This is a genomic window from Mesorhizobium sp. M1182, from assembly GCF_040318335.1.
In the GTDB taxonomy this organism is placed as follows: Bacteria; Pseudomonadota; Alphaproteobacteria; order Rhizobiales; family Rhizobiaceae; genus Mesorhizobium.
The window spans coordinates 1-23,268 of sequence record NZ_JAMYMD010000057.1 but is presented as its reverse complement, the minus strand read 5'-3'; the positions used below and the strand labels follow the sequence as shown (position 1 = coordinate 23,268).

24 protein-coding genes are annotated in these 23,268 nt (G+C 64.2%); 12 read left to right on the top strand and 12 right to left on the bottom strand.

Annotation, left to right across the window (positions count from 1 at the left end; translation table 11 throughout):
- Positions 1-233: 233 nt before the first annotated feature.
- The 9 genes from NKH33_RS32355 to NKH33_RS32315 all read right to left on the bottom strand — a co-directional run bounded on the left by NKH33_RS32355 (position 234) and on the right by NKH33_RS32315 (position 7,638).
- A complete protein-coding gene (locus NKH33_RS32355; protein WP_352454766.1) occupies positions 234-473 on the bottom strand; it encodes a DUF680 domain-containing protein in 240 nt (79 codons plus the stop codon).
- A 67-nt stretch (positions 474-540) separates the two neighbouring features.
- Positions 541-747, bottom strand: coding sequence for a DUF680 domain-containing protein (locus NKH33_RS32350; protein WP_352743858.1), 207 nt, complete (start codon positions 745-747; stop codon positions 541-543).
- 71 nt (positions 748-818) lie between these two features.
- Positions 819-1,022: a DUF680 domain-containing protein gene (locus NKH33_RS32345; RefSeq protein WP_352472527.1), complete on the bottom strand. Its 204-nt coding sequence runs from the start codon at positions 1,020-1,022 to the stop codon at positions 819-821.
- Positions 1,023-1,461: 439 nt separating this feature from the next.
- On the bottom strand, positions 1,462-2,208 hold the full coding sequence (locus tag NKH33_RS32340; RefSeq protein WP_352923578.1) for an FAD-binding oxidoreductase: 747 nt from the start codon (positions 2,206-2,208) through the stop codon (positions 1,462-1,464).
- Complete coding sequence (locus tag NKH33_RS32335) at positions 2,205-2,816, bottom strand: molybdopterin-dependent oxidoreductase (protein WP_352472529.1); 612 nt, start codon at positions 2,814-2,816, stop codon at positions 2,205-2,207. The genes NKH33_RS32340 and NKH33_RS32335 overlap by 4 nt, the downstream gene beginning before the upstream one ends.
- A gap of 133 nt (positions 2,817-2,949) precedes the next feature.
- Complete coding sequence (locus tag NKH33_RS32330; RefSeq protein ID WP_352923575.1) at positions 2,950-4,503, bottom strand: DegQ family serine endoprotease; 1,554 nt, start codon at positions 4,501-4,503, stop codon at positions 2,950-2,952.
- A gap of 367 nt (positions 4,504-4,870) precedes the next feature.
- A complete protein-coding gene (locus NKH33_RS32325) occupies positions 4,871-5,596 on the bottom strand; it encodes an MBL fold metallo-hydrolase (protein ID WP_352923572.1) in 726 nt (241 codons plus the stop codon).
- Between the two features lie 15 nt (positions 5,597-5,611).
- Positions 5,612-6,778 (bottom strand): diphosphate--fructose-6-phosphate 1-phosphotransferase, encoded by a 1,167-nt coding sequence (locus NKH33_RS32320; protein WP_352451606.1) that lies wholly within the window; start codon positions 6,776-6,778, stop codon positions 5,612-5,614.
- 95 nt (positions 6,779-6,873) lie between these two features.
- Positions 6,874-7,638 carry a L,D-transpeptidase gene (locus NKH33_RS32315; protein WP_352923570.1) on the bottom strand — a complete coding sequence of 255 codons (765 nt, stop codon included), beginning with the start codon at positions 7,636-7,638 and terminating at the stop codon, positions 6,874-6,876.
- A gap of 188 nt (positions 7,639-7,826) precedes the next feature.
- Here NKH33_RS32315 and NKH33_RS32310 point away from each other — a divergent pair, with 188 nt between their 5' ends.
- The 3 genes from NKH33_RS32310 to xylB all read left to right on the top strand — a co-directional run bounded on the left by NKH33_RS32310 (position 7,827) and on the right by xylB (position 11,431).
- Entirely contained in the window at positions 7,827-8,450 is a 624-nt protein-coding gene (locus NKH33_RS32310) for a LysE family translocator (RefSeq protein ID WP_023718327.1), read from the top strand.
- Between the two features lie 9 nt (positions 8,451-8,459).
- Positions 8,460-9,785, top strand: coding sequence for a tetratricopeptide repeat protein (locus tag NKH33_RS32305; protein ID WP_352923568.1), 1,326 nt, complete (start codon positions 8,460-8,462; stop codon positions 9,783-9,785).
- A gap of 191 nt (positions 9,786-9,976) precedes the next feature.
- A complete protein-coding gene (gene xylB / locus NKH33_RS32300; RefSeq protein WP_352923581.1) occupies positions 9,977-11,431 on the top strand; it encodes a xylulokinase in 1,455 nt (484 codons plus the stop codon).
- Positions 11,432-11,469: 38 nt separating this feature from the next.
- On the opposite strand, the gene NKH33_RS32295 is transcribed toward xylB, so the two are convergent.
- Complete coding sequence (locus tag NKH33_RS32295; protein WP_352923567.1) at positions 11,470-11,832, bottom strand: nuclear transport factor 2 family protein; 363 nt, start codon at positions 11,830-11,832, stop codon at positions 11,470-11,472.
- A gap of 110 nt (positions 11,833-11,942) precedes the next feature.
- Between NKH33_RS32295 and xylA the strand changes: the two genes are divergently transcribed.
- Positions 11,943-13,268 carry a xylose isomerase gene (xylA, locus tag NKH33_RS32290; RefSeq protein ID WP_352782230.1) on the top strand — a complete coding sequence of 442 codons (1,326 nt, stop codon included), beginning with the start codon at positions 11,943-11,945 and terminating at the stop codon, positions 13,266-13,268.
- 131 nt (positions 13,269-13,399) lie between these two features.
- On the opposite strand, the gene NKH33_RS32285 is transcribed toward xylA, so the two are convergent.
- Positions 13,400-14,032 (bottom strand): TetR/AcrR family transcriptional regulator, encoded by a 633-nt coding sequence (locus tag NKH33_RS32285; RefSeq protein ID WP_352454840.1) that lies wholly within the window; start codon positions 14,030-14,032, stop codon positions 13,400-13,402.
- A 93-nt stretch (positions 14,033-14,125) separates the two neighbouring features.
- Here NKH33_RS32285 and NKH33_RS32280 point away from each other — a divergent pair, with 93 nt between their 5' ends.
- Positions 14,126-14,782 carry an O-methyltransferase gene (locus NKH33_RS32280; RefSeq protein WP_352748847.1) on the top strand — a complete coding sequence of 219 codons (657 nt, stop codon included), beginning with the start codon at positions 14,126-14,128 and terminating at the stop codon, positions 14,780-14,782.
- Positions 14,783-14,948: 166 nt separating this feature from the next.
- Positions 14,949-15,158 (top strand): hypothetical protein, encoded by a 210-nt coding sequence (locus NKH33_RS32275; protein WP_023680243.1) that lies wholly within the window; start codon positions 14,949-14,951, stop codon positions 15,156-15,158.
- An 86-nt stretch (positions 15,159-15,244) separates the two neighbouring features.
- Here the strand turns inward: NKH33_RS32275 and NKH33_RS32270 are convergent, their stop codons facing one another.
- The gene (locus tag NKH33_RS32270) at positions 15,245-16,225 is read right to left on the bottom strand and encodes a GlxA family transcriptional regulator (protein WP_352472537.1); all 981 of its coding nucleotides are present in this window, start codon (positions 16,223-16,225) and stop codon (positions 15,245-15,247) included.
- A gap of 76 nt (positions 16,226-16,301) precedes the next feature.
- On the opposite strand from NKH33_RS32270, the gene bcoG reads away from it, so the two are divergent.
- From bcoG to NKH33_RS32240, 6 genes are all read left to right on the top strand, one after another.
- Positions 16,302-17,213, top strand: a complete 912-nt coding sequence (gene bcoG, locus NKH33_RS32265; protein WP_352472538.1) for a 3-dehydrocarnitine:acetyl-CoA trimethylamine transferase BcoG — start codon at positions 16,302-16,304, stop codon at positions 17,211-17,213.
- Positions 17,214-17,244: 31 nt separating this feature from the next.
- Positions 17,245-17,874: an HD domain-containing protein gene (locus NKH33_RS32260; RefSeq protein WP_352454777.1), complete on the top strand. Its 630-nt coding sequence runs from the start codon at positions 17,245-17,247 to the stop codon at positions 17,872-17,874.
- Complete coding sequence (locus NKH33_RS32255) at positions 17,871-18,944, top strand: 3-hydroxyacyl-CoA dehydrogenase NAD-binding domain-containing protein (protein WP_352923562.1); 1,074 nt, start codon at positions 17,871-17,873, stop codon at positions 18,942-18,944. Before NKH33_RS32260 ends, NKH33_RS32255 begins: the two co-directional genes overlap by 4 nt.
- A 4-nt stretch (positions 18,945-18,948) precedes the next feature.
- Complete coding sequence (locus NKH33_RS32250; protein ID WP_352923559.1) at positions 18,949-20,112, top strand: acyl-CoA dehydrogenase family protein; 1,164 nt, start codon at positions 18,949-18,951, stop codon at positions 20,110-20,112.
- A gap of 186 nt (positions 20,113-20,298) precedes the next feature.
- On the top strand, positions 20,299-22,377 hold the full coding sequence (locus NKH33_RS32245; protein WP_352923556.1) for an acetate--CoA ligase family protein: 2,079 nt from the start codon (positions 20,299-20,301) through the stop codon (positions 22,375-22,377).
- Positions 22,370-23,152: a carnitinyl-CoA dehydratase gene (locus NKH33_RS32240; RefSeq protein ID WP_352472543.1), complete on the top strand. Its 783-nt coding sequence runs from the start codon at positions 22,370-22,372 to the stop codon at positions 23,150-23,152. The genes NKH33_RS32245 and NKH33_RS32240 overlap by 8 nt, the downstream gene beginning before the upstream one ends.
- Positions 23,153-23,268 lie beyond the last annotated feature (116 nt).

Sequence of the window (23,268 nt, the reverse complement as noted above, 5' to 3'; positions counted from 1 at the left end):
GGTATATTTTTTACTCTCCCCCGGCCTCCATCAACCAAAAATAATGGGGGGCTTCCCCATGTCTTTGGGGCCCCTTCCTCGCCCAACCGGGGGGGGCCTGGCCCCCCCCCTCTTGTCTGGAATTCCAGTTCGGCCGTTAGAGCGGTTCATCGTTTCACGGAACGCCGAACCGCTCTATGTCCTTGTTTTGACGCAATTCCGGACGGCCGTTTCACACTTTTCCTGGAATTGCTCTAGTTGTTGCCGAAGAGGTTGCGGTCGGCGCCCTGAGGCGCGGACTTGGGCACATCGCCAGACGAATTCAGCAGCTTGTAGATCGGCGAGTTGCTGTCCCGCACCGAATACGTCTGCGTCTTGTCGACGTTGACGGTCGACTGCTTGTTGATGTCGGTCCCGCCAACATTGTCGTTGCGGGCATAAGCGCTGCCGGCGGCAATCAAGAGCGCGGCGGCAGTAAGAACAATCTTTTTCATTTTGGGTCTCCTGGATTTTCGAAATCAAGCGGCGGGCATGCCGCCGCCCTGATGCTGGGATCGGCTGTTAGTTGTTGCCGAAGAGGTTACGGTCGGCGCCCTGGACAACCGGCTGCTTTTCAGCCTGGTCCGACGTCTTGACGGAAGCCGTGTAGGAGCTGTCGACCGAGACAGCAGGCGGGTTGGCTCCGTTGGAACCAAAGTTGTCGCTGCCGGCGAAGGCGCTGCCGGTGATGGCCAAAACGGCGGCGGCAGCAAGAACGATCTTTTTCATCTTAATACTCCTGAATTTTTCAGATCCCCGGACGGCGGATATGCCCGCCGCCCTGATGCTGGGATCGGCTGTTAGTTGTTGCCGAAGAGGTTACGGTCGGCGCCCTGGACAGCCTGCTGGTCAGCATGAGCCGGCTTCTGAATGGAAGCCGTATACGAGCTGTCGACCGCAGCGGCAGGCTGGTTCGCACCCTTGGAACCAAAGTTGTCGCTGCCAGCGAAGGCGCTGCCGGTGATGGCCAAAACGGCGACGGCGGCAAGAGCGATCTTTTTCATTTTTTAGTACTCCAGTATCTTAGTTTTCCGTCCGTCTAGCTGCGTGCCTTGGGGGGAATTCGCGTCGTTCGGACAGCCCCGATGTGGGAAAGCCAATGGCCAGTTTCCAATCACGAAGTTTTTTGGTGTGGACCAAGAATCTACACCTTGAAATTGTGCCAGAGATTCCCTTCGCCACATTTTTATCGTTTAATGTCAAGCAGATAGTCTATCGCCTCGGTCTGGCTGCAAGGTGACTTGGGAGGCAGCGTTCACAGCGTCCTGCACGCATTGTCAACAGAAACGAACCGTTCGGTTCGATTTTTTAAACCGATAAAAGTCGCAGCCGAGGTTCTTTGTCGAATCGTTAACCATTTCGGCCAAACGCGGCCTCACCGTTCTGCCGGTTTTCGGCCCGCTTGTGCCGGCCGGCGAAGCCAGCAACCGCGCAAGAACCAGGTCAGACCCCGTAGCGTTCGGTGCGGATGAGTGCCGCAGGCACCCCGGCATCGATCAGTGCCTCGGCGGCGGCCGTCACGAATGCGTTCGAGCCGCAGACAAAGGCGAGCTTCGGCGGCGCGGGCAGCCTCGTCATGGCTTGCACCATCATCGCGGCGTCGACCCGCCGCGCATAATCCGCCGGACGGCGGGCCGGCTCGCGCGTAAGCGTCAGCACCAGGTCGAAGCCATCCCGGCGCTCGGCGAGGTCGATCAGCTCATCGCGAAAGATCACCTCGTCCCAGACCCGCGCCGAAAACACCAGGGCGGCGGCGACCAGCGATCCCCGCATCGCCCGGTGGCGGAGCATCGACATCAGCGGCACCACGCCCGACCCGCCGCCGGCGAGCAGGAGCGGGCCGCCATCGCCGTCTGACCAGACGAAATGGCCGCCGAGCGGCCCGCGCAATTCGACCTCGTCGCCCACCGCCGCTATCTCGTGAAAGAACGGCGAGACCTCGCCGTCCTCGAGTTTTTCAATCGCCAGCTCGATGGTCTCGCCGGTCTCCGGCGCCGAGGCGATGGAGTAGGAGCGGCGCGCCTGATAGCCGTCCGGCGCCGTCAGCCTGACATCGACATGCTGTCCGGCACGATAGACGAAGGGCCGCGACGGCTGCAGGAAGAAGCTGGTGACCCGCGGCGTGCGCTTTTGGATGCGGGTGATGGTGACCGTCTGCCAGGGCGACTGCGCCGCCGGGCCGTCGCTCATGGATCGTTCGTGTAGCGCTGCTCGCGCCACGGATCGCCATAGATATGATAGCCTCGCAACTCCCAGAAACCCGGCTCGTCACGCTCGGTGAACTGCAGCCCGTTCAGCCATTTGGCCGATTTCCAGAAATAGAGATGCGGAACGAGCAGCCGGGCCGGGCCGCCATGGTCGGGAGTGATCGGCTTGCCTTCATAAAGCAGTGCCACCATCGCCTTGCCACCGGTGATATCCTTCGTCGGCACGTTGGTGGAATAGCCGTCGAAACCCAGCGCCAGCGTGAAGGCGGTGGGCGGCTCGATGCCGGCGTCGGCAAGGATGTCGTCGACGAGCACGCCCTGCCACGCCGTGTCGAACTTGGTCCATGCGGTGACGCAATGGATGTCGCGCGTCATCTTGGTCAAGGGCAGCGCGTTGAACTCGGCCCAGTTCCACTTCTTGATCGGCCGCGGCCCGTGCTTAAGCGTGAACGACCAATCCTCGGTGCGGACATGCGGCGTCGGGCCGGCCGACAGGACCGGGAAACCTTGCTCGAGATATTGCCCCGGCGGGATACGTGCATCCGTATCCGTCGGCGGCTTTCGTCCGGAAGAGAAGCCTCGGGTAACCATCGAGAATATCCGTTTGCGCAAGGTCCAATCGAGCTTTGTCAGTTTTCTCGAAGACGCGAGCGCGGGCAACCGAAATCTTGGCTCCGGCCTGGCGGCAATGCTCTACATTGATCTTGGCAGCGCGGCGCCCGCTTCAGCCGCTGGCGAAGGGGACGGCGACGAACATCTGGGCGTCGCCGCGCTCGACAAGCAGCAGCACCGATTTCTTGCCGGATTTGGCAGCCTGCACAATCGCCTGATTTGCCTGCCTGGCGCTCCTCACCGGAGTCTGGTCGACGCCGACGATGATGTCGCCGGGCTGGATGCCGGAAGCCGACGCCGCCTTGTTCGGGTCGACGCGCTCGACCAGTGCGCCGTGCTGGTTTTCTGGCAGGTTCATTGCCTGGCGCACATCAGGAGTGACGTCCATCAGGCCGAGACCGAGCGCCGGTGCGCGAAGGCCCTGCCCCGTCGACGGCTGACCTGACTCGCCGGTCACCGATCCCGTCGCCGTGTCGTCTTCGTTGCGCCCGATCTCGACGGAGATCTGCAGGCTTTTCCCCTTGCGCCAGACATTGAGGGCTTCCCTCGTGCCAGGCGCAACGTCAGCGACGGCGCGCGACAGATCCCTCGGATCCTTTATGTCCTGGCCGGCGAAGCTGGTAATGACATCGCCGGTCTCGATGCCGGCCTTGGCGGCCGGCGATCCGTCGCTGACCTGCGCGACCAGCACGCCGGTAGGGTGATCGAGGCCGATGGCGCTCGCCACATCAGGCGTCACCGGCTGAATCTGGACGCCGAGATAGCCGTACTGGATGGAGCCGCCCTTCATCAGCTTGGCGACGACCTTTTGCGCCTGGTCCGAGGGGATGGCGAAGCCGACGCCGACACTGCCGCCATTCGGCGAAAAGATCGCGGTGTTGATGCCGACGACATCGCCGTACACATCCGTCAGCGGGCCGCCGGAATTGCCCCGGTTGATCGGTGCGTCGATCTGGATGAAGTCGTCAAACGGGCCGCTGTGCAGATCGCGGCCGCGCGCCGAGACAATGCCGGCGGTGACCGTGGTGCCAAGGCCGAAAGGATTGCCGAAGGCGAGCACCTGGTCGCCCGGCATGAGCTTGTCCGAATCGCCCCATTTGACGGTCGGCAGGGGCTTGCCGGCGTTGACCTTGAGCACGGCAAGGTCGTTCTTCGTGTCATGGCCGATCAATTTGGCGGGAAGCTCGGTGCCGTCGTCGAGCATCACCTTGACCGACTGGGCGCCGTCGACGACGTGATTGTTGGTGACGATCATGCCGTCGGCACCGACGATGAAGCCTGAGCCGAGAGCCTCGGTGCGCGGCGCCTGTTCCGGCGGTGTCTTGGGGGCGGGCAGTCCCTGGTCACCGAAGAAACGGCGGAAATAGTCGTCGAAAGGCGAGTTGCCACCGAACTCGTTGCCACCGAATGGGGAGGCCTCGCTCGTGGTGTCCGACTGCGCCGATTTCATGAGGGTGGTGATGGTCACCACTGCCGGTTTGTCGGCCGCCACGACCGGAGCGAACGAGCCGCGGGGCGCCGTCATGCCGGTGACAGGTGGGGTCACTGTTGCCGCCAGGACATCATTCAGCCTGGGAGCGAAAGACAGGGCGAAGGGGCTGACGATCAGCGCGGCGCCCAGCAAAGCGGCGACGCGATGTCTGCGAAGGGTGTGGATTGGTGACATGGCCGTTGTCCGGGCGAGAGATTGGCGGAGCGCCGCAACGTTCCGTCACCGGAACAATTCGTCGGCGCGTCGGTCGTCGGCGTTGCCTGTCTCGCCTGTCACGGCAGCCGACCGGATCGACAGCCCCGCATCTAGGGCACCGATGATGGTTTCCAGATAATATTACGAAGATTTAATTTCCAGCTGGCAACCGCCTCGCGGCGTTGGCGCCGAGACCCGAAAATACAAAACCCGCCTCGGGAGGCGGGTCGTTGGGGCGAATCAGCACCATAGCTAAATTACTAGCATAGCTGCCGGCACAAAGCAAGAACAAAATAGCTGCGCAAGACAAATCGCTTCAGATTTGCGCCGCCTCAGCCGAGGCCTCCTATTCGCCTGTCCCGTCGGTCCGGCTGAGATAGGTGGTGGCGATCTCGCGCATCCGCCTGCCGTCGAAGCTCGGTCCATGGCCGCCATGGCCGATGCGGATCGGCAGGTCGAGCAGGCGCTGCATCGTGCAGCGGTAGGCGGCACGATCCGAATCCGGCAGGTCGTCGATCAGCATGGCGTCGTAGATGGCGTCGCCGGCGAAGAACAGGCCGTCTGCCTCGTCGAACAGCGCGATCGAATCAGGAGAGTGGCCGGGCAGATGCAGGACGCGGAATTGGCGGTCGCCGAGATCGATCCTGTCGCCCTCGTCCAGGGTCCGGGCCAGAGGCGCCGGCGGAATCCTGTAATCGGCGGCTCTCCAGCCCGGCGCCGGCAGCTTGGAAACAGCGCCTTCCAGATCATGGAACATGTCCGCGTAGGTCACCGCTTCATCCATGCTGTCGAACTGCGCGGCGCTGTGGCGCGGCCCTGCCCGCAACGGAAACTCGTGCAGCGAGCCGACATGATCGAGATGGATATGCGTGGCGACGGCGAGCAGCGGCTTGCCGGACGGCGTGTCGATCTGCGGCGCCAGCGGGCAGATACCCATGCCGGTGTCGACCAGCAGGTCGACATCGCGGCCGCGCAAATGCCAGATGTTGGCACGCACGAAATCATGCACGAAGGGCTCGGTCAGCATCGTCGTCTTGGCGTCGACGATGGTTTTGCTGAACCAGCTGTCCATCAGATCAACGCCGCATCAGACGAACGGCTTGCCGACCTTGTACTTTTGCGGGACCAGCCGCTTCAGATAGGCCATCCCCGCATCGGACAGCCGGTTGACGTCGGGCAGCATGAAATCATCCGGCATATGGCGCGTCTTGCCGGCGACGTTCTTCAGCGGCACCTTTTTCAGCACGGTTTTCTTGCCGTCATATTGCAGCGCCACCGAACCGCCGCCCTCGTCGGCCACCGTGACCGCGAAGGCACCGGCATCGAAGGCCTCCTGCGCGTCCACCGCGCTGATGGCGCCGACATAGCCGCGCGGCATATAGCCGAGCGCATCGACGCGCGCCCGCTTGCCCGGCAATCCTTCGGCGAGCGCGCGCTCCAAGGCTGCCGGCAGGTCGCTGCCCGACAGCTTGACGTTCCCGTGTTGGTCGCGCTCCAGCCTTTCCGGCGGCACCAGGCTTTCGACCAGCGCCTTGCCGTCGGCGGTGCTGACGCCTTCGGAGACGGCAACGATGCAGCGCTTGTGGCGGTCGAGCGTGGCGCGCACGTCGTCGATGAAACCGGCCGCCGAGAACGGCCGCTCCGGCACGTAGACGAGATGCGGGCCGCTGTCCTGGTCGAGCTGCCAGGCCGCGGACGCGGCCGTCAGGAAACCGGCATGCCGCCCCATGACAATGCCGACATAGATGCCCGGCAGAGCGCGGAAATCGAGATCGACCGAAAGGAATGCTCCAGCGACGAACTCGGCCGCCGACATGAAGCCGGGCGTGTGGTCGTTCTCCTCGAGATCGTTGTCGATGGTTTTCGGCGCATGCACGAAGGCGATCTTGCCGCCGGCGGCGTCGGTGAGGATCTGCTGCGTGCCCGAGGTGTCGTTGCCGCCGATATAGATGAAGGCGTCGGCACCGGCTTTCTTCAAGCCGTTGAGGATGAGGTCGCAATAGGCCGCATCCGGCTTGTCGCGCGTCGAACCAAGCGCGGCGCTCGGTGTCGCCGCGATCAGCCGCAGGCGATCCTCGGGGATGGCGGAAAGATCGACGTAATTGCCGTCACGAATGCCGCGCACGCCGTGGATGGATCCCAGCACCTTGGCGCCGGGATGCCGCTTGCGGATTTCGAGCGCAGCACCCACCACGGTCTGGTTGATGACGGCGGTCGGGCCGCCGCCTTGCGCGATGACAAAAGTTCCGGCCATTGTTCACGTCTCCCGGGCGATGAAATCGCAGGCACATTCGCCTGTCTTGCGGCATCGCGCAACGGCAGAGTGATCGCTGAAGGCGAAGCCGCCGTTCAGACGACGACGACCGGGTTTTTCTTGGAGACGCGGCTGTAGAGGTCGATGATGTCCTGGTTGATCAGGCGCACGCAGCCCGACGACATCGCCTGGCCGATGCTCCACCATTCGGGCGAGCCGTGGATGCGATAGCCGGTGTCGCTGCCGTTCTGATAGATGTAGAGGGCACGCGCGCCGAGCGGATTGTCGAGGCCGCCCGGCTGTCCGCTTTGCCATTTCACCAGTTCCGGCCTGCGGGCGATCATCTCGGGCGGCGGGGTCCAGACCGGCCATTCCTTGCCATACTGGATGTTGGCGCGGCCGGACCAGCGGAACCCGTCCTTGCCGATGCCGACGCCGTAACGGATCGCATCGCCGCCGGGCTGCACCAGATAGAGCAGCCGTTCCTGCGAGTGAACGACGATGGTGCCGGGTTGCTCGCCGGTCGGATCGACGACGATCTGGCGGCGGAACTCCGGCTTGACCTTGAGATAGGGCACTTCCGGCACATTGAAGCCACCGTCGGTGAGCGAAGCGTACATCACGTCGGGGCTGGTGATGTTCTTGTCGACGCTGATACTCGGACGGATGGGCCGGATCGAGCCGGTGGTGACGTCGTCGAGCTGAAGCGACGGCAAATCCAGCGTCTGGCTGCAGCCGGCGATGCCGAGCAGCGCCAGCGCGCCGGCGCCGGACAGCACCGTGCGACGGGAAAGCTGTATTTCGGTTTCGATTGCGTCGCCAATATGCGGCAGCGACAGACCGTGCGGCAACTCACGCATTTACCCAAACCCTACGCTGTCGACGGGAAACACGGTCCGGCCGAATAGCAGGCATTTTCGCCAATCATGGTTGAAAAAGCGTGAAGGCCAGCCGCCTGGCATTAACGAGGGGCTTTTTCGATTTTTGCCTCTTTACATCTGCGCGGGACCAAGGATTTATCCTCTTCGTTGAGCTCAAGGAGAAGAAAATGTCCTTCGAAAACTGGGCCGCTTTTGCCGCTGCCTCGGCAGTCCTTCTGGTCATTCCAGGTCCGACCATCCTGCTGGTGGTTTCCTATGCGCTCGGCCAGGGCTGGCGCACCGCGCTGCCGATGGCAGTCGGCGTGGCGCTCGGCGACTTCACCGCGATGACACTGTCGATGCTGGGCATCGGCGCGCTGCTGGCGGCGTCCGCCACCGTGTTTACCGTGCTGAAGGTGATCGGCGCCGGCTATCTGATCTATCTCGGCATCAAGCTGTTTCGCGCCGGCGGCGCGCTCCGGGCCGAACCGCGCACCGATGCGGTGTCGTCGGCGAAAATGACGGCGCACGCCTGGCTGGTTACCGCGCTCAATCCGAAAAGCATCACCTTTTTCGTCGCCTTCCTGCCGCAGTTCCTCGACCGGCATGCGGATTTCTGGACACAGATGCTGATCTTCGAGACGACCTTCCTGGCGCTCGCCTTCGCCAATGCCTTCGGTTATGCGCTGATCGCCGCAAGGGCGCGCAACGTGGTGCGCAACCCAAAGGCGATCCGCATCTTCAACCGCACCGGCGGCACGCTGCTGGTCGGCGCCGGGATCGCGACAGTGGCGATGCGCTCGGGCAACTGAGGACAGACCATGGCGGTGAGCGACGCATTCGGCCTGACACTGTCTGGCGCGACGGAGGCCGGGCTCTCGTCCTACAGCCGGGCCGTTCGCGAATTGCAGTGCTTCATCGGCGATCCGGTCGGTTCCGTTGACCGGGCAATCGCCGAAGATCCCGGCTTCGTCATGGCGCAGGTGTTCAAGGGTTATCTCTTTGGCCTCGCCACAGAGCGTGAGGCGACGGCGGTGGCCAAGGCATGTCACGAGGCGGCGCTGCCGCTTGCCGCGACAACACGCGAGCAGGCGCATGTCGCCGCCCTTGGCCATCTTGCGGAGGGACGCTGGCACGAGGCCGCCCGCGTGCTGGAGGATATCGCCATCGAGTTTCCGCTCGATGCGCTGGCGCTGCAGACCGGCCACCAGATCGACTTCTTCACCGGCAATGCGCGCATGCTGCGCGACCGCATCGGTCGCGCGCTGCCGTCCTGGCAGAGCGACATGCCGGGCTATCACGCCATACTCGGCATGCAGGCCTTTGGCCTGGAGGAAATGGGCGATTACGCGCGCGCCGAAAAACTTGGCCGCATGGCGGTCGATATCGAGCCGCGCGACGGCTGGGCCCAGCATGCGGTGGCCCATGTCATGGAGATGCAGAGCCGGCAGAAGGACGGCATTCTGTGGATGCGCGCCAATCCCGAAGCGTGGACGCGGGACAGCTTCCTGCAGGTGCATAATTGGTGGCATCTGGCACTGTTCCACTATGATCTCGGCGAAATCGACGAGGTGCTGGCGCTCTATGACGGGCCGATCTATGGCGAACGCTCGATGCTGGCGCTCAACATGGTCGATGCCTCGGCGATCCTGTGGCGGCTGCATCTCGGCGGCGTCGATGTCGGCGAGCGCTGGACGGCACTGGCCGCCAACTGGGTGCCCATGGCCAGCGCCGGCCACTATGCCTTCAACGACGCCCACGCGATGATGGCGTTTGTCGGTGCCGGCCTCGAAGCGCCGGCCCGCAACTTGCTCGAGGCGCAGCGCGAGGCGATGCGCGGCAAGGACGACAACGCCGGTTTCACCAGGGATGTCGGCCATCCCCTGACGCTCGCCATCAAGGCATTCGGCGAGGGCAATTATGCCGGGACGATACGCCTGATCCGGCCGATCCGGGCAATCGCCCATCGCTTCGGCGGCAGCCACGCACAACGCGACGTCATCGATCTGACGCTGATCGAAGCGGCATTGCGTTCCGGTGATGGCGCGCTGGCGAGGGCGCTTGCGGCGGAACGCGCGCTGGCACGGCCGGACAGCCCGTTGTCGGCACTGTTTTCACGGCGTGCAACTGCTCCCGCGGCGAATTGACCACGGCCACATCTTGCCTTAAAAACTGCCCCGGCCAGATTTTTTCGAGCGTCGAAAAAATCTTCGCGTGTTGACCGGGGTGCGTTTCCGGCGGCACGATTGCCGGGATATCTTCGCCGCCCGTGTCACAGGACTGGGCAGCGAAGCAAGAAAGACCGTCGCCGCCAGGCATGACGGACATGGGAGGAAACATGTATCTCGGCCTCGATCTCGGCACGTCGGGCGTCAAGGCGCTGCTGATCGATGCAAGGCAGAGCATCGTCGGTTCCGGCCATGCGCCGCTCGACGTGTCGCGCCCGCATCCCGGCTGGTCCGAGCAGAACCCGGCCGACTGGATCCGCGCCTGCGAAGCGGCGGTCGGCGAGCTGCGGTCAATGCATGCGAAGGAACTCGCGGCGGTCAAAGGCATCGGCCTTTCCGGCCATATGCATGGCGCCACTCTGCTCGATGCCGCCGACCAGGTGCTGCGCCCCTGCATTCTATGGAACGACACACGCAGCCACGCCGAGGCGGCCGCGCTCGATGCCGACCCGCGCTTTCGCAAGCTGACCGGCAACATCGTCTTTCCCGGCTTCACCGCGCCGAAGCTGGCCTGGGTGAAAAACAACGAACCGGCTGTTTTTGCCAAGGCGGCAAAGGTCCTGCTGCCGAAGGACTTTTTGCGGCTCTGGCTCGCCGGCGAGCATATTTCGGAAATGTCGGATTCGGCTGGCACGTCGTGGCTCGATGTCGGCAAACGCGCCTGGTCCGCCGAACTGCTCGCCGCGACGTCGCTCGACGAAAGCCAGATGCCGTCATTGGTCGAAGGCACGGCCAAGGCCGGTGCCTTGCGCGCCGAACTGGCCGCCAAATGGGGCATGCAGCCGGGCATCCCGATCGCCGGCGGGGCCGGCGACAACGCGGCCTCGGCCTGCGGCATGGGCACGGTCGGCGCCGGGCAGGCGTTCGTCTCGCTCGGCACGTCGGGCGTGCTTTTTGCCGCCAACGCGTCGTATCTGCCCAATCCGGAAAGCGCCGTGCACACATTCTGCCACGCACTGCCCGGCACCTGGCACCAGATGGGCGTCATCCTGTCGGCAACCGATTCGCTCAACTGGCTGTCGGGGATCGCTGGAAAAAGTGCCGGCGAGTTGACCGCCGAACTCGGCGATGCGCTGCAGGCGCCGAGCGGTGTCTCTTTCCTGCCGTACCTGTCAGGCGAGCGGACGCCTCACAATGATTCCGTCATTCGGGGCGCCTTTACCGGGCTTGCCCACGAGTCCGGCCGCGCGGCGCTGACCCAGGCCGTGCTCGAAGGCGTCGCCTTCGCTTTCCGCGACAGCCTCGAAGCCCTGGCCAAAGCCGGTACGACGCTGACCCGGGTGACGGCGATCGGCGGCGGCTCGCGTTCGCGCTACTGGCTGAAGGCCATCGCCACAGCGCTTGGCCTGCCAGTCGATATCCCAGCCGACGGCGATTTCGGCGCCGCCTTCGGCGCGGCCCGGCTTGGCCTGATCGCGGCGACAGGCGCCGATCCGCGCGCCGTGTGCACGGCGCCGGCGACGGACGCCACGGTCGAGCCGGTCGCCGCCCTAAGCGATGCCTATGCAGATGCCTATCAGCGCTACCGCCAGCTTTACCCGGCGATCAGGAGCGCCACGGCGTGAGCGGTTTCCCGCCCTCGCCGTGGCCTGCCGAGAAGGCCTCACTGTGCCGGCACCTTGTCGAGAAAGCCGGTGACGCTTTTCAGCCGGCCATTTTCGATGACGCCGATATCGGTGCCTTCGATGACGGAGCCGACGCCTTCCGGCCCGAGGTTCCAGGAGAAGCGGATGGTATCGGCGAAGCCGTCCGGCTTGCCTTTCAGCGAGAACCTGAAGCCGGCAAAGCGCTGCTGAACGCCGTCGATCAGCGCCGCGATGCCGTCATGGCCGTCGCCCCGCATGATCGGATCGCGGTAGCCGACGTCCTCGGTGAAGGTCGCCTCGAGCAAGGCTTTCCTGCGTGCGGCGTCGCTCTCGTTCCAGGCGGCGATGTAGTTTTCGGCAATGGTGTTGAGGTCGGTCATGGTCTGTCTCCTTCGTTGGGTGGCTTTGACATGAGCCTTTTCGACCAGCGCCAGCGCGAAACCAATTACGCCTGAGGTAATCAGGCCGAACCATGCGAGAGGAAAAAAACATGAGCAGCGGTTTTTTCGGCGACATCCAACAGATCAAATACGAGGGACCGGATTCGACCAATCCGCTGGCCTATCGGTTCTACAATCCCGACGAGATCGTCGCCGGCAAGCGGCTGGAAGACCATCTGCGCTTTGCCGTCGCCTATTGGCATTCCTTCGCCTGGCCGGGCGGCGATCCGTTCGGCGGTCAGACGTTCGACCGGCCATGGTTCCCCAAGGCCGGCGGTACCGACACGATGGAGCTGGCCAAACTCAAGGCCGACGTCGCCTTCGAGATGTTTTCGCTGCTGGGCGCGCCTTATTTCTGCTTCCACGATGCCGACGTGCGGCCGGAGGGCCGGGACTTTTCCGAAAGTGCGGCGCGGCTCGACGAGATCGCCGATTATTTCTCGGGAAAGATGAAGCAGACCGGCGTCAAGCTGCTGTGGGGCACGGCCAACCTGTTCTCCAACCGCCGCTTCATGTCGGGCGCCGCCACCAATCCCGATCCGGACGTCTTTGCCTATTCGGCGGCGACGGTGAAACACTGCATCGACGTCACCAAGCGGCTGAACGGCGAGAACTACGTGCTGTGGGGCGGCCGCGAGGGCTATGAGACGCTGCTCAACACCGACCTTGCCCGCGAGCAGGAACAGGCCGGCCGTTTCCTCAACCTGGTCGTCGATTACAAGCACAGGATCGGCTTCGAAGGAACCATCCTGATCGAGCCGAAGCCTCAGGAGCCGACCAAGCACCAGTATGATTACGACGTCGCCACCGTCTATGGCTTCCTCAAGCGTTTCGGACTGGAGAACGAGGTCAAGCTCAACATCGAGCAGGGCCACGCCATCCTGGCCGGCCATTCGTTCGAACATGAACTGGCGCTGGCCAATGCGCTCGGCATTTTCGGCTCGATCGACATGAACCGCAACGACTACCAGTCGGGCTGGGACACCGACCAGTTCCCCAACAATGTGCCGGAGATGGCTCTGGCCTACTACCAGGTGCTGCAGGCCGGCGGCTTCAAGACCGGCGGCACCAATTTCGACGCCAAGCTCAGGCGCCAGTCGCTCGATCCGCAGGACCTGCTGATCGGCCATATCGGGGGCATGGACTGCTGCGCTCGCGGCCTGAAGGCGGCAGCGCGCATGGTCGAGGACAAGGCGCTGTCCGCCCCGCTCGCCGAGCGCTATGCCGGCTGGGATTCGGCCGAGGCCAAGGCGATGCTTGCCGGCAAGCGCACGCTGGAGGAAATCGCCGAGCGCGTCGTCAAAGAGAAGATCGAGCCGCAGCCCAGATCCGGCCGCCAGGAATTGCTCGAAAACATCGTCAACCGGTACGTCTGAGGCGTACCCGGTTCGCGGCCGTATTGTTCAGCGGCCGCCGGCTAAGACGGCTTTCTGCGGGGCTGAACCGACGAAGGTTTTGCCCCGTGTGAAACTCGCGTGGCCTGTTCGCTGACCGGGTCTGGCGCGCCTTAGCCGTGATCGAGGCCTCTCAGGTAGGCGCAAAACATGTCGGCCATGGCGTTGGCGTAGACTTCAATCTCCTTGGGGGTTCGAGGCGTCTCCGAGAACTGCTTCCCCACCGTGCTGAGCGTCGTCATGACCAGGTCGCCGGCCAATTCGCGAGTCGCTTGCGCGGCGCTCGGCAACGCCTCCTGCATGAAGAGCTGGATGGTGCGGTCTCCGGACGCCCTCGCCGCCTGCGCCTCGGGCGCGTCGCGGTAAAGCGGGGCGGCGTCGTCGAGCGCCACACGCACCGCAGCCTCCTCACACTCCGAGCGGAGGAAGGCGTGGACCAGGTCGCGCAGCCGGTCAAGCGGCGGTTTCCTGATATCCTCGAGGATATCGCGCAGCAAACTGGTCGTCTGCCGCCATTCGTCGCTCTGGAGCCGGAACAGGATCGCCGCCTTGTTCGGAAAATACTGATACAGCGATCCGACGCTGACGCCGGCCTTCTCGGCCACGCGCGCCGTGGTGAAGCGCTGCGCGCCTTCCCTCGCCAAAACCTGAACAGCAGCCTGCAAAATCGCAGCGACGAGCTCCGCCGAGCGGGCCTGCTTCGGCTGTTTTCGCGAGGAAATCCGCGGACTTCGGTTGTCGCTCATTGAGAGCCGCGCCAATGCGATTAGTGAATGCGAATGATTAGTCGTATTTTGAATGTCGCACAAGAACGCATTCAATTCCGACTGGAGACCGATATGACCACACTGACGACAACGCCGCTCGCGCCCCTGCTGGACCGCCTGTTCGAGGAAGCCGCTGCGGCAACAAGCCCTGCAGTGGCGGAACTCTCCGCCGAGGAGCGGATGCGGCTGGTTCGAAGCAAGACCGAATACCTCGATTTCTATGGGCGGCTAAGGGATCTCTGGCTTCCCGTTTCGCGAGAGACCGGCACGCTGCTCTACATGCTGGCACGAGGCAGCGGCGCACGGACGATCGTCGAATTTGGAACCTCGTTCGGCATCTCGACCCTGCACCTTGCCGCAGCCTTGCGGGACAATGGCGGTGGCCGCCTGATCACCAGCGAGTTCGAGCCATCCAAGGTCGCGCGCGCGAGGAGTAATCTGACAGCAGGCGGTCTCATTGACATGGTGGAAACCCGCGAAGGAGACGCGCTGCAAACATTAAGCGTCGATCTTCCCGAAAGCGTCGACCTGCTTCTGCTCGACGGCGCCAAAGCGCTCTATCCCGAGATCTTGAGTCTGGTTGAAAGCCGCCTCAGACCGGGCGCCTTCGTCGTTGCCGACAACGCAGATCTTTGCCCCGAATACCTCGAGCGGGTGCGCTCGACCGGGAGTGGCTACATGTCCACGCCGTTCGGCGAGGATGTTGAACTGTCGATGCGGCTTGGCTGAAGCACTGCGTGACCTGCCGGAACGATCGTGCCCAAGATGGGCGGCGGCGGACAAAACTTTGCCCGGCATCGCCCATCAATCGCCTCGCTCTTGCCTTCAAACAGCCGTCACGAACCTCCTATAGTGTGGTTCGTGGCGGGATTCAGAAAGAAGGAGGCGAAACGATATGCAGCACGAACGCGAAATCGACGCCCTGCTCTCATCTGGCGAGGCTGGATCGATCATCGACCGGCTGATGGCGCTGCCGCACCCGAAACAAGGTGCGCTGAGTGCAAACGAATGGGATCGCGCGGTCGCCAGCCGGTTCGAGACCCATCTTGCGAGACAGATGCGCTCGCAGATCGACGGCAGCAGCGACCGCCAGGACGCTGCCTGATCTACCTTTGCCTATGCATGTCGTTATCGCAAAACCGCTACGCACCCTCGGGTCAAGCCCGTGGCCAAGCTTTTGGGCGACATGCATTATCCCCGACGCAGCCTGACCGGCGCTTCGCCGAACGCTCTTGAAAACGCTCTGGAAAATGCCGCGGCGGACGAAAACCCCGTTCGCCCGGCAATGTCCGCCATGGCGATGCGCGTGTCGACCACCAGCCGGCGCGCGGCGCCGAGGCGCAGCCTGAGGTAATAAGCGCCGGGCGTTTCGCCGATCGACTTGCGAAAGATGCTTTCCAGCGTCCGTGCCGTCACCCCGGCGCGCTTTGCCACGGCGGCGATAGTCAGCGGCTGGTCGACATGCGCTTCCATCAGCCGAATGGCTTGCGCCAGCCTGGGATCGTAGCCGTCGAGACGGCCGAGCGAGACCAGCGGTTGCGCGTCCGTCGCGGCGCGCGCCTGGTCGTAGATGAAGACGCTCGCGACATCTAGCGCCACGGCCATGCCGAGCCGCGTGCGGATCAGATGCAGCATCAGGTCGAAGGTCGGCGAGGCGCCGCCGGTGGTGAACACCGGGCCATCGATGACGTAGCGGTCGGGGCGCACGTCGACGCCGGGAAAGGCCGACGAGAAATCCTCCATGTCCTCCCAGTGGGTGGTGGCGCTGCGCCCCTCCAGCAGACCGGCGCGGGCAACCAGCCAGGTGCCGGCCTCGACGCCGCCCCAGGCGCGTGCCGCGCGCGCCGCCCGGCGCAGTCCGGACAGCAAGGCCGATGTGGCATGGTTCTGCGAGCCGAAGCCGGCGACGACGACCAGCATATCGGTTGTGTCAGCCGCATCGAAGCGGCCGCTGACCGCCACCGGCAGGCCGCATGTGGTGACCGGCGCCTCGCCTGTCACCGAGACCAGCCTGAAATCGAACAGCGTCTCACCGGCAATGCGGTTGGCGGCGCGCAACGGATCGACGGCCGAGGCGACGCACATGATCGACGAGCCGGAGAATACCAGCAGCGTTACCTTGAGCGGCAAACGCTCGGCCCGAAAGATCGTCGGTTTTTCGTTTTTGGTCACACGATCTTCGTAAAACGCAAAACAGTTTCCGGCAAGTCAGGCATTCTTGCCCTACGTTCTATTGGGAGAGAATCCGATGCCGTTAGCGATGAACCGTGAGGTTTTCATTACCTGTGCCGTGACCGGGTCCGGCAGTTCGCAGGATCGCAGCCCGCATGTGCCGCGCTCGCCCAGAGAGATCGCCGATTCGGCCATCGAGGCGGCAAAGGCGGGTGCGGCGATCGTGCACTGCCACGTGCGCGATTCCGAGACCGGCAAGCCTAGGCGCGACGTGCATCTCTATCGCGAAGTAACCGAGCGCATCCGCGCGGCAGACGTCGACGTGGTGCTGAACCTGACCGCCGGCATGGGGGGTGACATGGTATTCGGCCCGCCGGAGAAACCGCTGCCGCTGAACGAAAAAGGCACGGACATGGGCGGCGCGAGCAACCGCATGGAACATGTGCGCCAGTGCCTGCCGGAAATCTGCACGCTCGATTGCGGCACCATGAATTTCGCCGAGGCCGACTATGTCATGACCAATACGCCCGGCATGCTGCGTGCCATGGGCGGCATGATGACGGCGCTCGGCGTCAAGCCGGAGATCGAGGCCTTCGACACCGGGCATCTGTGGTTCGCCAAGCAATTGGTCGAGGAAGAAGTGCTGAAGCCGGACGCCTTGGTGCAATTGTGCATGGGCGTGCCGTGGGGCGCGCCGGACGACCTCAACACCTTCATGGCCATGGTCAACAATGTACCGTCGACCTGGAACTGGTCGGCCTTTGCCATTGGCCGCAACCAGATGGCCTATGTCGCGGCCGCGGTGCTGGCCGGCGGCAATGTCCGCGTCGGACTGGAGGATAATCTCTGGCTCGACAAGGGTGTGCTGGCGACCAATGCGCAGCTGGTCGAGCGGGCGGTCAGCATCGTGTCGAATATGGGCGCCAGGGTCATCGGCCCGGACGAAGTCCGCAAGAAGCTGAACCTGACGAAGCGCGCACCGCTTTGAAAAGCCGGTAGCCGGTTGGGAGGAGCCGCCGATGAAGACCGTGAAATTCACCGCCATGAAGGACGGCGACCGCGAGGATTACGCCTTCCTCACCGAGCACGAGATCGACTACGCGGCAAAGACCGGCGAGCGCCTGCTCGACGCGCTCGTCCAGCTTGATGCGGGCCTCTCGGGCTACAAGATCACCCGGCTCGGCCATTCACTGCAAGCGGCAACACGGGCCTGGCGCGACGGCGCCGACACCGACTGGATTGCCTGCGCCTTGCTGCACGATATCGGAGACATCTACGCGCCCTATAACCACGACGAGTATGCGGCGTCGATCCTGAAGCCTTTTGTGCGCGAGCAATGCACCTGGGTGGTGGAAAAGCACGGCGATTTCCAGCGCCTCTATTACGCCCACCACCTCGGCGGCAATCCGCACGCCCGCGACCGTTTCGCCGAGCACATCTACTTCGACGATTGCGATGAGTTTTGCGAACGCTGGGATCAGTCGAGCTTCGACCCGGATTACGAGACATTGCCGATCGATTTCTTCCGGCCCTTCGTGCTCGAAGTGTTCGCGCGCAAGGCCTATGACGCATGCGTGATCCGTGCCGGCGAACGCGTCGCCCTCACCGACCCCGCAACAGCCAGCACCAGAACCGGAGCTTCCGCATGAGCATCATCAACAAAGCGGCCGCCATCGGCGGCGGCGTCATCGGCGCCGGCTGGGTGGCGCGGCTGCTGCTCAACGGCATCGACGTGTCGATCTTCGATCCCGACCCCGAGGCATCACGCAAAGTCGGCGAGGTGATGAAGGGAGCACGACGCGCCTACAAGCAGATGCTGCCCGGCGGCCTGCCGAAGGAGGGCAAGCTTACCTTCGCCAAGACCATCGCCGAGGCGGTCGCCGACGCCGATTTAATCCAGGAAAGCGTGCCGGAACGGCTCGACCTGAAGCACCGCGTGCTGGCCGAGATCGACCTTTATGCGCCGGCCAACGCAATTGTCGGCTCCTCCACTTCCGGCATCAAGCCGACCGACATGCAGGTAGCGATGAAGAAGCATCCGGAGCGGCTGGTCGTCGGCCATCCGTTCAACCCCGTCTATCTGCTGCCGCTGGTCGAAATCGTCGGCGGCGAACAGACCTTTCCCGAGGCGATCGAGGTCGCCAAGGAGATCTATGCCTCGATCGGCATGAAGCCGGTGGTGATCCGCAAGGAGATCGAAGCGTTCGTCGGCGACCGGCTGCTCGAAGCAGCTTGGCGCGAGGCGCTGTGGCTGGTCAAGGACGGCATCTGCACGGTCGAGGAGCTCGACGACATCATGCGCTATGGCTTCGGCCTGCGCTGGGCGCAGATGGGCATGTTCCAGGTCTATCGCGTCGCCGGCGGCGAGGCCGGCATGCGCCACTTCATGGCGCAGTTCGGCCCGTGCCTGAAATGGCCGTGGACCAAGCTGATGGACGTGCCGGAGTTCAACGACCAGCTGGTCGAGCTGATCGCGACCCAGTCGGACGACCAGGCGCACGGTCTGTCGATCCGCGATCTCGAAAAGATCCGCGACGACAATCTGGTCGCCATCATGGAGGCACTGTCGAAGCAGAACAAAGGCAAAGGCTGGGGTGCCGGCGCCTTGCATAAGGACTACACCAGGCAGTTGGCCAAGCTTGCGGCGAAGAAGCCCACCGCCTCCAAGGCGGCCGAAAAGTCCAAGGCTGAAAAGCCGAAGAAAAGGAAGAAAGGCTGAGACCATGGATTTTGGTCTTTCGGAGGAGCAGAAGCTCATCGTCGAGACGACGCGGGCCTTCGTCGAGAACGAGCTTTACCCGCATGAGCGCGAAGTGGAGCGTACCGGCGTGCTGCGCCGCGAGCTGATCGAGGAGATCAAGGCCAAGGCGATCGAAGCCGGCCTCTATGCCGCCAACATGCCGGCCGATGTCGGCGGCGCCGGGCTCGATACGGTGACCTGGCTGCTCTATGAAAAGGAACTCGGCCGCGCCAATTATGCGCTGCATTGGACCTGCGTGGCGCGGCCTTCAAACATCCTTCTCGCCGGCACGCCGGAGCAGCGCGAAACATATCTGTTTCCCTGCATTCGCGGCGAGAAATGGGATTGCCTGGCAATGACCGAGCCGGGCGCCGGCTCCGATCTGCGCGGCATGAAGGCAACCGCCGTGCAAGACGGCGACGACTGGGTGCTGAACGGCACCAAGCATTTCATCAGCCATGCGGACCTCGCTGATTTCGCCATCGTCTTCATGGCCTCGGGGGAGGAAGAGGCTTCGCGTGGCAAACGCAAGAAGATCACCGCCTTTTTCGTCGACAAGGGCACCAAGGGCTTCACCGTGCGCGACGGCTACCGCAACGTCTCGCATCGCGGCTACACCAATGCCATCCTCGAATTCGACGATTGCCGGCTGCCGGCGAGCCAGGTTCTGGGCGAGGTCCACAAAGGCTTCGATGTCGCCAATTCATGGCTCGGCGCAACGCGCCTGCAAGTCGGCGCCACCTGCCTTGGCCGTGCCGAGCGGGCGCTTGGCCATGCCATCGAATACGCCGCGCAGCGCCAGCAATTCGGCCAGCCGATCGGCAAGTTCCAGGGCGTGTCGTTCAAGCTCGCCGACATGGCGACCGAGCTGAAGGCCGCCGACCTGATGGTGTTCGAAGCCGGCTGGAAGTACGATCAGGGCACCGTTACCGATCAGGACATGGCCATGGCCAAGCTGAAGGCCACCGAGATGCTTGCCTTCGTCGCCGATGAGGCGATCCAGATCCATGGCGGCATGGGGCTGATGGACGATTTGCCGCTCGAGCGCATCTGGCGCGACGCCCGCGTCGAGCGCATCTGGGAAGGCACTTCGGAAATCCAGCGCCACATCATCTCGCGGGCGCTGCTGCGCCCGTTCGGGGGCTGAACAGCGCAATGTTTGCATTCCTTCGCGCGCCCCTCTGTCCTATCGGACATCTCCCCCTCAAGGGGGGAGATCGGCCGCCATTCCTGATTTCGCCAGTTATTGCCGTTGCATGCCTGGGGCCGGCGGCCCAACTGCCAATCTCCCCCCTTGAGGGGGAGATGCCCGGCAGGGCAGAGGGGGGTGTTCATGCACAAACTTGAACGTCTTTTGCGCCCACGAACGATCGCCGTCTTTGGTGGTGCGCAGGCTGCCGCCGTGGTCGCGCAATCGATCAAGATGGGCTTTGCCGGCGATATCTGGCCGGTGCATCCGAGCAAGGCCGAGGTCGCCGGCCGCAAGGCCTATCGCTCGGTGGCCGAATTGCCCGGTGCGCCGGATGCCGCTTTCGTCGGCGTCAACCGGCACTTGACCATCGAAGTGGTCAAGGCACTGGCCGAGCGCGGCGCCGGCGGTGCGGTCTGCTTCGCCGCCGGCTTCCTCGAAACCGAGGCCTATGACGAGGACGGCGAGCGGCTGCAGGCCGAACTGGTCGCGGCGGCCGGCCAAATGCCGATCATTGGGCCGAACTGCTACGGGCTCATCAACTATGCCGACGGCGCGCTTTTGTGGCCCGACCAGCATGGCGGCATCAGGCTGCCAGAAGGCAGTCGCGGCGTTGCCATCATCACCCAGTCGTCGAACATCGCCATCAATATGACGATGCAGAAGCGCGGCCTGCCGATCGCCTTTCTGATGACCGCCGGCAACCAGGCGCAGACCGGGCTTTCCGAAATGGCGCTCGGCCTGATCGAGGACGACCGTGTCACCGCGCTCGGCTTGCATATCGAGGCTTTCGATTCGGTAGCCGGCTTCGAAAGGCTGGCGGCACGGGCGCGCGAGCTGAAAAAGCCTGTCATCGCCATGAAGGTCGGCCGCTCCGAGCAGGCGCGGCAGGCGACCGTTTCCCATACCGCGTCGCTGGCCGGCTCGGACGCAGCGTCCGGCGCCTTCCTGAAGCGGCTCGGCATCGCCCGCATCGATTCAATTCCCGCCTTCATCGAGGCGCTCAAGCTATTGCACGTCACCGGCCCCCTGCCCGGCTACCGGCTATCATCGATGAGCTGTTCGGGCGGCGAGGCGTCGGTCATGGCCGACAGCGCCGAAGGCCGCTGGGTAACGTTTCCGCCACTCACCCCCGAGCACCGCGTGCATGTCAAATCGACGCTCGGGCCGCTGGTCGCGGTGGCCAACCCGCTCGACTACCACACCTTCATCTGGAACAACGAGCCGGCGATGACCGCCACCTTCACCGCGATGGTGTCGGGCGGCTTCGACCTCAACATGCTGGTGCTCGATTTCCCGCGCCCCGACCGCTGCTCGGACACCGACTGGTGGGCGACGCTGCGCGCCTTCGAATCGGCGCTGAAGACCAACAGCGCGCAAGGCGCGATCGTCTCCTCGCTGCCGGAGAACCTGCCCGAGGAATACACTGCCGGCCTGATGGCGCGGGGCATGGTGCCGCTGTTCGGCATCTCCGAAGCCATGGACGCCGCCCAGGCGGCGGCCTTCATCGGCTGGGCCTGGCGCGAGCCGCAGGCGCAGCCGATCGACACTTCGGCGTCCGCGGCGCCCGCCCGCGACCATGTCACGCCGGACGAGGCCGAGGCGAAGGCGCGGCTCATCGAGGCCGGGCTCCCCGTGCCGAAGGGCGAGCGCGCCGGCAACGCGGTCGAAGCTGTCATCTCCTCGATGGCGCTCGGCTTCCCGGTGGCGCTGAAGGCCCTTGGCGTCATCCACAAGTCCGAGCTCGACGCGGTCCGGCTCAATTTGAGGGATGCCGAATCCGTCAGCACCGCCGCCCACGATCTCGGCCCGCTCGGCACGGGCCTTTATGTCGAGCGCATGGTGCGCGACGGCGTCGCCGAGCTGCTCGTCGGCTTCACCCGCGACCCGATGTTCGGCGCCGTGATGACGCTCGGCACCGGCGGCGTGCTGGTCGAGCTGTTGCGCGACAGCGTCACGCTGATGCTGCCGGCGACCCGCGACGATATCGAGGCCGCTTTGCGCGGGCTGAAACTGTTCCCGCTGCTCGACGGCTATCGCGGTCGGCCGAAGGCCGATGTTGCAGCGGCAATCGGTGCGATATCGGGCATTGCCGCTTTCGTGCAGCAAAACGCCGGCGAGATCGAGGAACTCGACATCAATCCGCTGATCGTCTGCACCGAACGCAAGGGCGCCTGGATCGCCGATGCGCTGCTGGTGCTTGGAGAGAACAAAAATGTCTGACGTCATCACCACCCGCCGCGAGGGCACTATCCTCGAAGTCACGCTCGACCGGCCCAAGGCCAATGCCATCGACCTGAAGACGTCGCGGCTGATGGGCGAGACTTTCAAGGCGTTTCGCGACGATCCCGACTTGCGCGTCGCCATCGTCAAGACCGCCGGTGACAAGTTCTTCTGCGCCGGCTGGGACCTGAAGGCAGCGGCCGGCGGCGACGCTGTCGACGGCGACTACGGCGTCGGCGGCTTCGGCGGGCTGCAGGAACTGCGCGACCTCAACAAGCCGGTGATCGCCTGCGTCAACGGCATGGCGGTCGGCGGCGGCTTCGAACTGGCGCTATCCTGCGACCTCATCTATGCGTCGGACCACTCCTCCTTCGCGCTGCCCGAAATCCGTGCCGGCACGCTGGCCGATGCGGCGACGATCAAGCTGCCGAAGCGTATCCCCTACCATGTCGCCATGGACCTTCTGCTCACCGGCCGCTGGATGGATGTCGCCGAGGCGCATCGCTGGGGCCTGGTCAACGAGGTGCTGCCCAAGGAAAGACTGGAGGACCGCGTCTGGGAGATCGCGCGGCTGCTCGCCAGCGGCCCGCCGCTGGTCTTCGCCGCGATCAAGGAGACGGCCCGGGTCGCAGAATCGCTGACGTTCCAGGACGCGATGAACCGGGTGACGCGCCGGCAACTGTCGACGGTTGACGCACTCTACGGCTCGGAGGACAATCTCGAGGGCTTTCGCGCCTTTGCCGAGAAGCGCGATCCGGTGTGGAAGGGGAAATGAAGGTATTGCCGAAATGACGGCACTCCGTCACACCCCCCTCTGGCCTGCCGGCCATCTCCCCCTCAAGGGGGTGTTTGGACCGGAGACATCGCGAACAGGTGTGCGAGGACATCGCG

Coding starts and splice junctions, on each gene's coding strand:
- NKH33_RS32355 (WP_352454766.1), bottom strand. CDS start 473: ATGAAAAAGATTGTTCTTACTGCCGCCGCGCTCTTGATTGCCGCCGGC.
- NKH33_RS32350 (WP_352743858.1), bottom strand. CDS start 747: ATGAAAAAGATCGTTCTTGCTGCCGCCGCCGTTTTGGCCATCACCGGC.
- NKH33_RS32345 (WP_352472527.1), bottom strand. CDS start 1,022: ATGAAAAAGATCGCTCTTGCCGCCGTCGCCGTTTTGGCCATCACCGGC.
- NKH33_RS32340 (WP_352923578.1), bottom strand. CDS start 2,208: ATGAGCGACGGCCCGGCGGCGCAGTCGCCCTGGCAGACGGTCACCATC.
- NKH33_RS32335 (WP_352472529.1), bottom strand. CDS start 2,816: ATGGTTACCCGAGGCTTCTCTTCCGGACGAAAGCCGCCGACGGATACG.
- NKH33_RS32330 (WP_352923575.1), bottom strand. CDS start 4,503: ATGTCACCAATCCACACCCTTCGCAGACATCGCGTCGCCGCTTTGCTG.
- NKH33_RS32325 (WP_352923572.1), bottom strand. CDS start 5,596: ATGGACAGCTGGTTCAGCAAAACCATCGTCGACGCCAAGACGACGATG.
- NKH33_RS32320 (WP_352451606.1), bottom strand. CDS start 6,778: ATGGCCGGAACTTTTGTCATCGCGCAAGGCGGCGGCCCGACCGCCGTC.
- NKH33_RS32315 (WP_352923570.1), bottom strand. CDS start 7,638: ATGCGTGAGTTGCCGCACGGTCTGTCGCTGCCGCATATTGGCGACGCA.
- NKH33_RS32310 (WP_023718327.1), top strand. CDS start 7,827: ATGTCCTTCGAAAACTGGGCCGCTTTTGCCGCTGCCTCGGCAGTCCTT.
- NKH33_RS32305 (WP_352923568.1), top strand. CDS start 8,460: ATGGCGGTGAGCGACGCATTCGGCCTGACACTGTCTGGCGCGACGGAG.
- xylB (WP_352923581.1), top strand. CDS start 9,977: ATGTATCTCGGCCTCGATCTCGGCACGTCGGGCGTCAAGGCGCTGCTG.
- NKH33_RS32295 (WP_352923567.1), bottom strand. CDS start 11,832: ATGACCGACCTCAACACCATTGCCGAAAACTACATCGCCGCCTGGAAC.
- xylA (WP_352782230.1), top strand. CDS start 11,943: ATGAGCAGCGGTTTTTTCGGCGACATCCAACAGATCAAATACGAGGGA.
- NKH33_RS32285 (WP_352454840.1), bottom strand. CDS start 14,032: ATGAGCGACAACCGAAGTCCGCGGATTTCCTCGCGAAAACAGCCGAAG.
- NKH33_RS32280 (WP_352748847.1), top strand. CDS start 14,126: ATGACCACACTGACGACAACGCCGCTCGCGCCCCTGCTGGACCGCCTG.
- NKH33_RS32275 (WP_023680243.1), top strand. CDS start 14,949: ATGCAGCACGAACGCGAAATCGACGCCCTGCTCTCATCTGGCGAGGCT.
- bcoG (WP_352472538.1), top strand. CDS start 16,302: ATGCCGTTAGCGATGAACCGTGAGGTTTTCATTACCTGTGCCGTGACC.
- NKH33_RS32260 (WP_352454777.1), top strand. CDS start 17,245: ATGAAGACCGTGAAATTCACCGCCATGAAGGACGGCGACCGCGAGGAT.
- NKH33_RS32255 (WP_352923562.1), top strand. CDS start 17,871: ATGAGCATCATCAACAAAGCGGCCGCCATCGGCGGCGGCGTCATCGGC.
- NKH33_RS32250 (WP_352923559.1), top strand. CDS start 18,949: ATGGATTTTGGTCTTTCGGAGGAGCAGAAGCTCATCGTCGAGACGACG.
- NKH33_RS32245 (WP_352923556.1), top strand. CDS start 20,299: ATGCACAAACTTGAACGTCTTTTGCGCCCACGAACGATCGCCGTCTTT.
- NKH33_RS32240 (WP_352472543.1), top strand. CDS start 22,370: ATGTCTGACGTCATCACCACCCGCCGCGAGGGCACTATCCTCGAAGTC.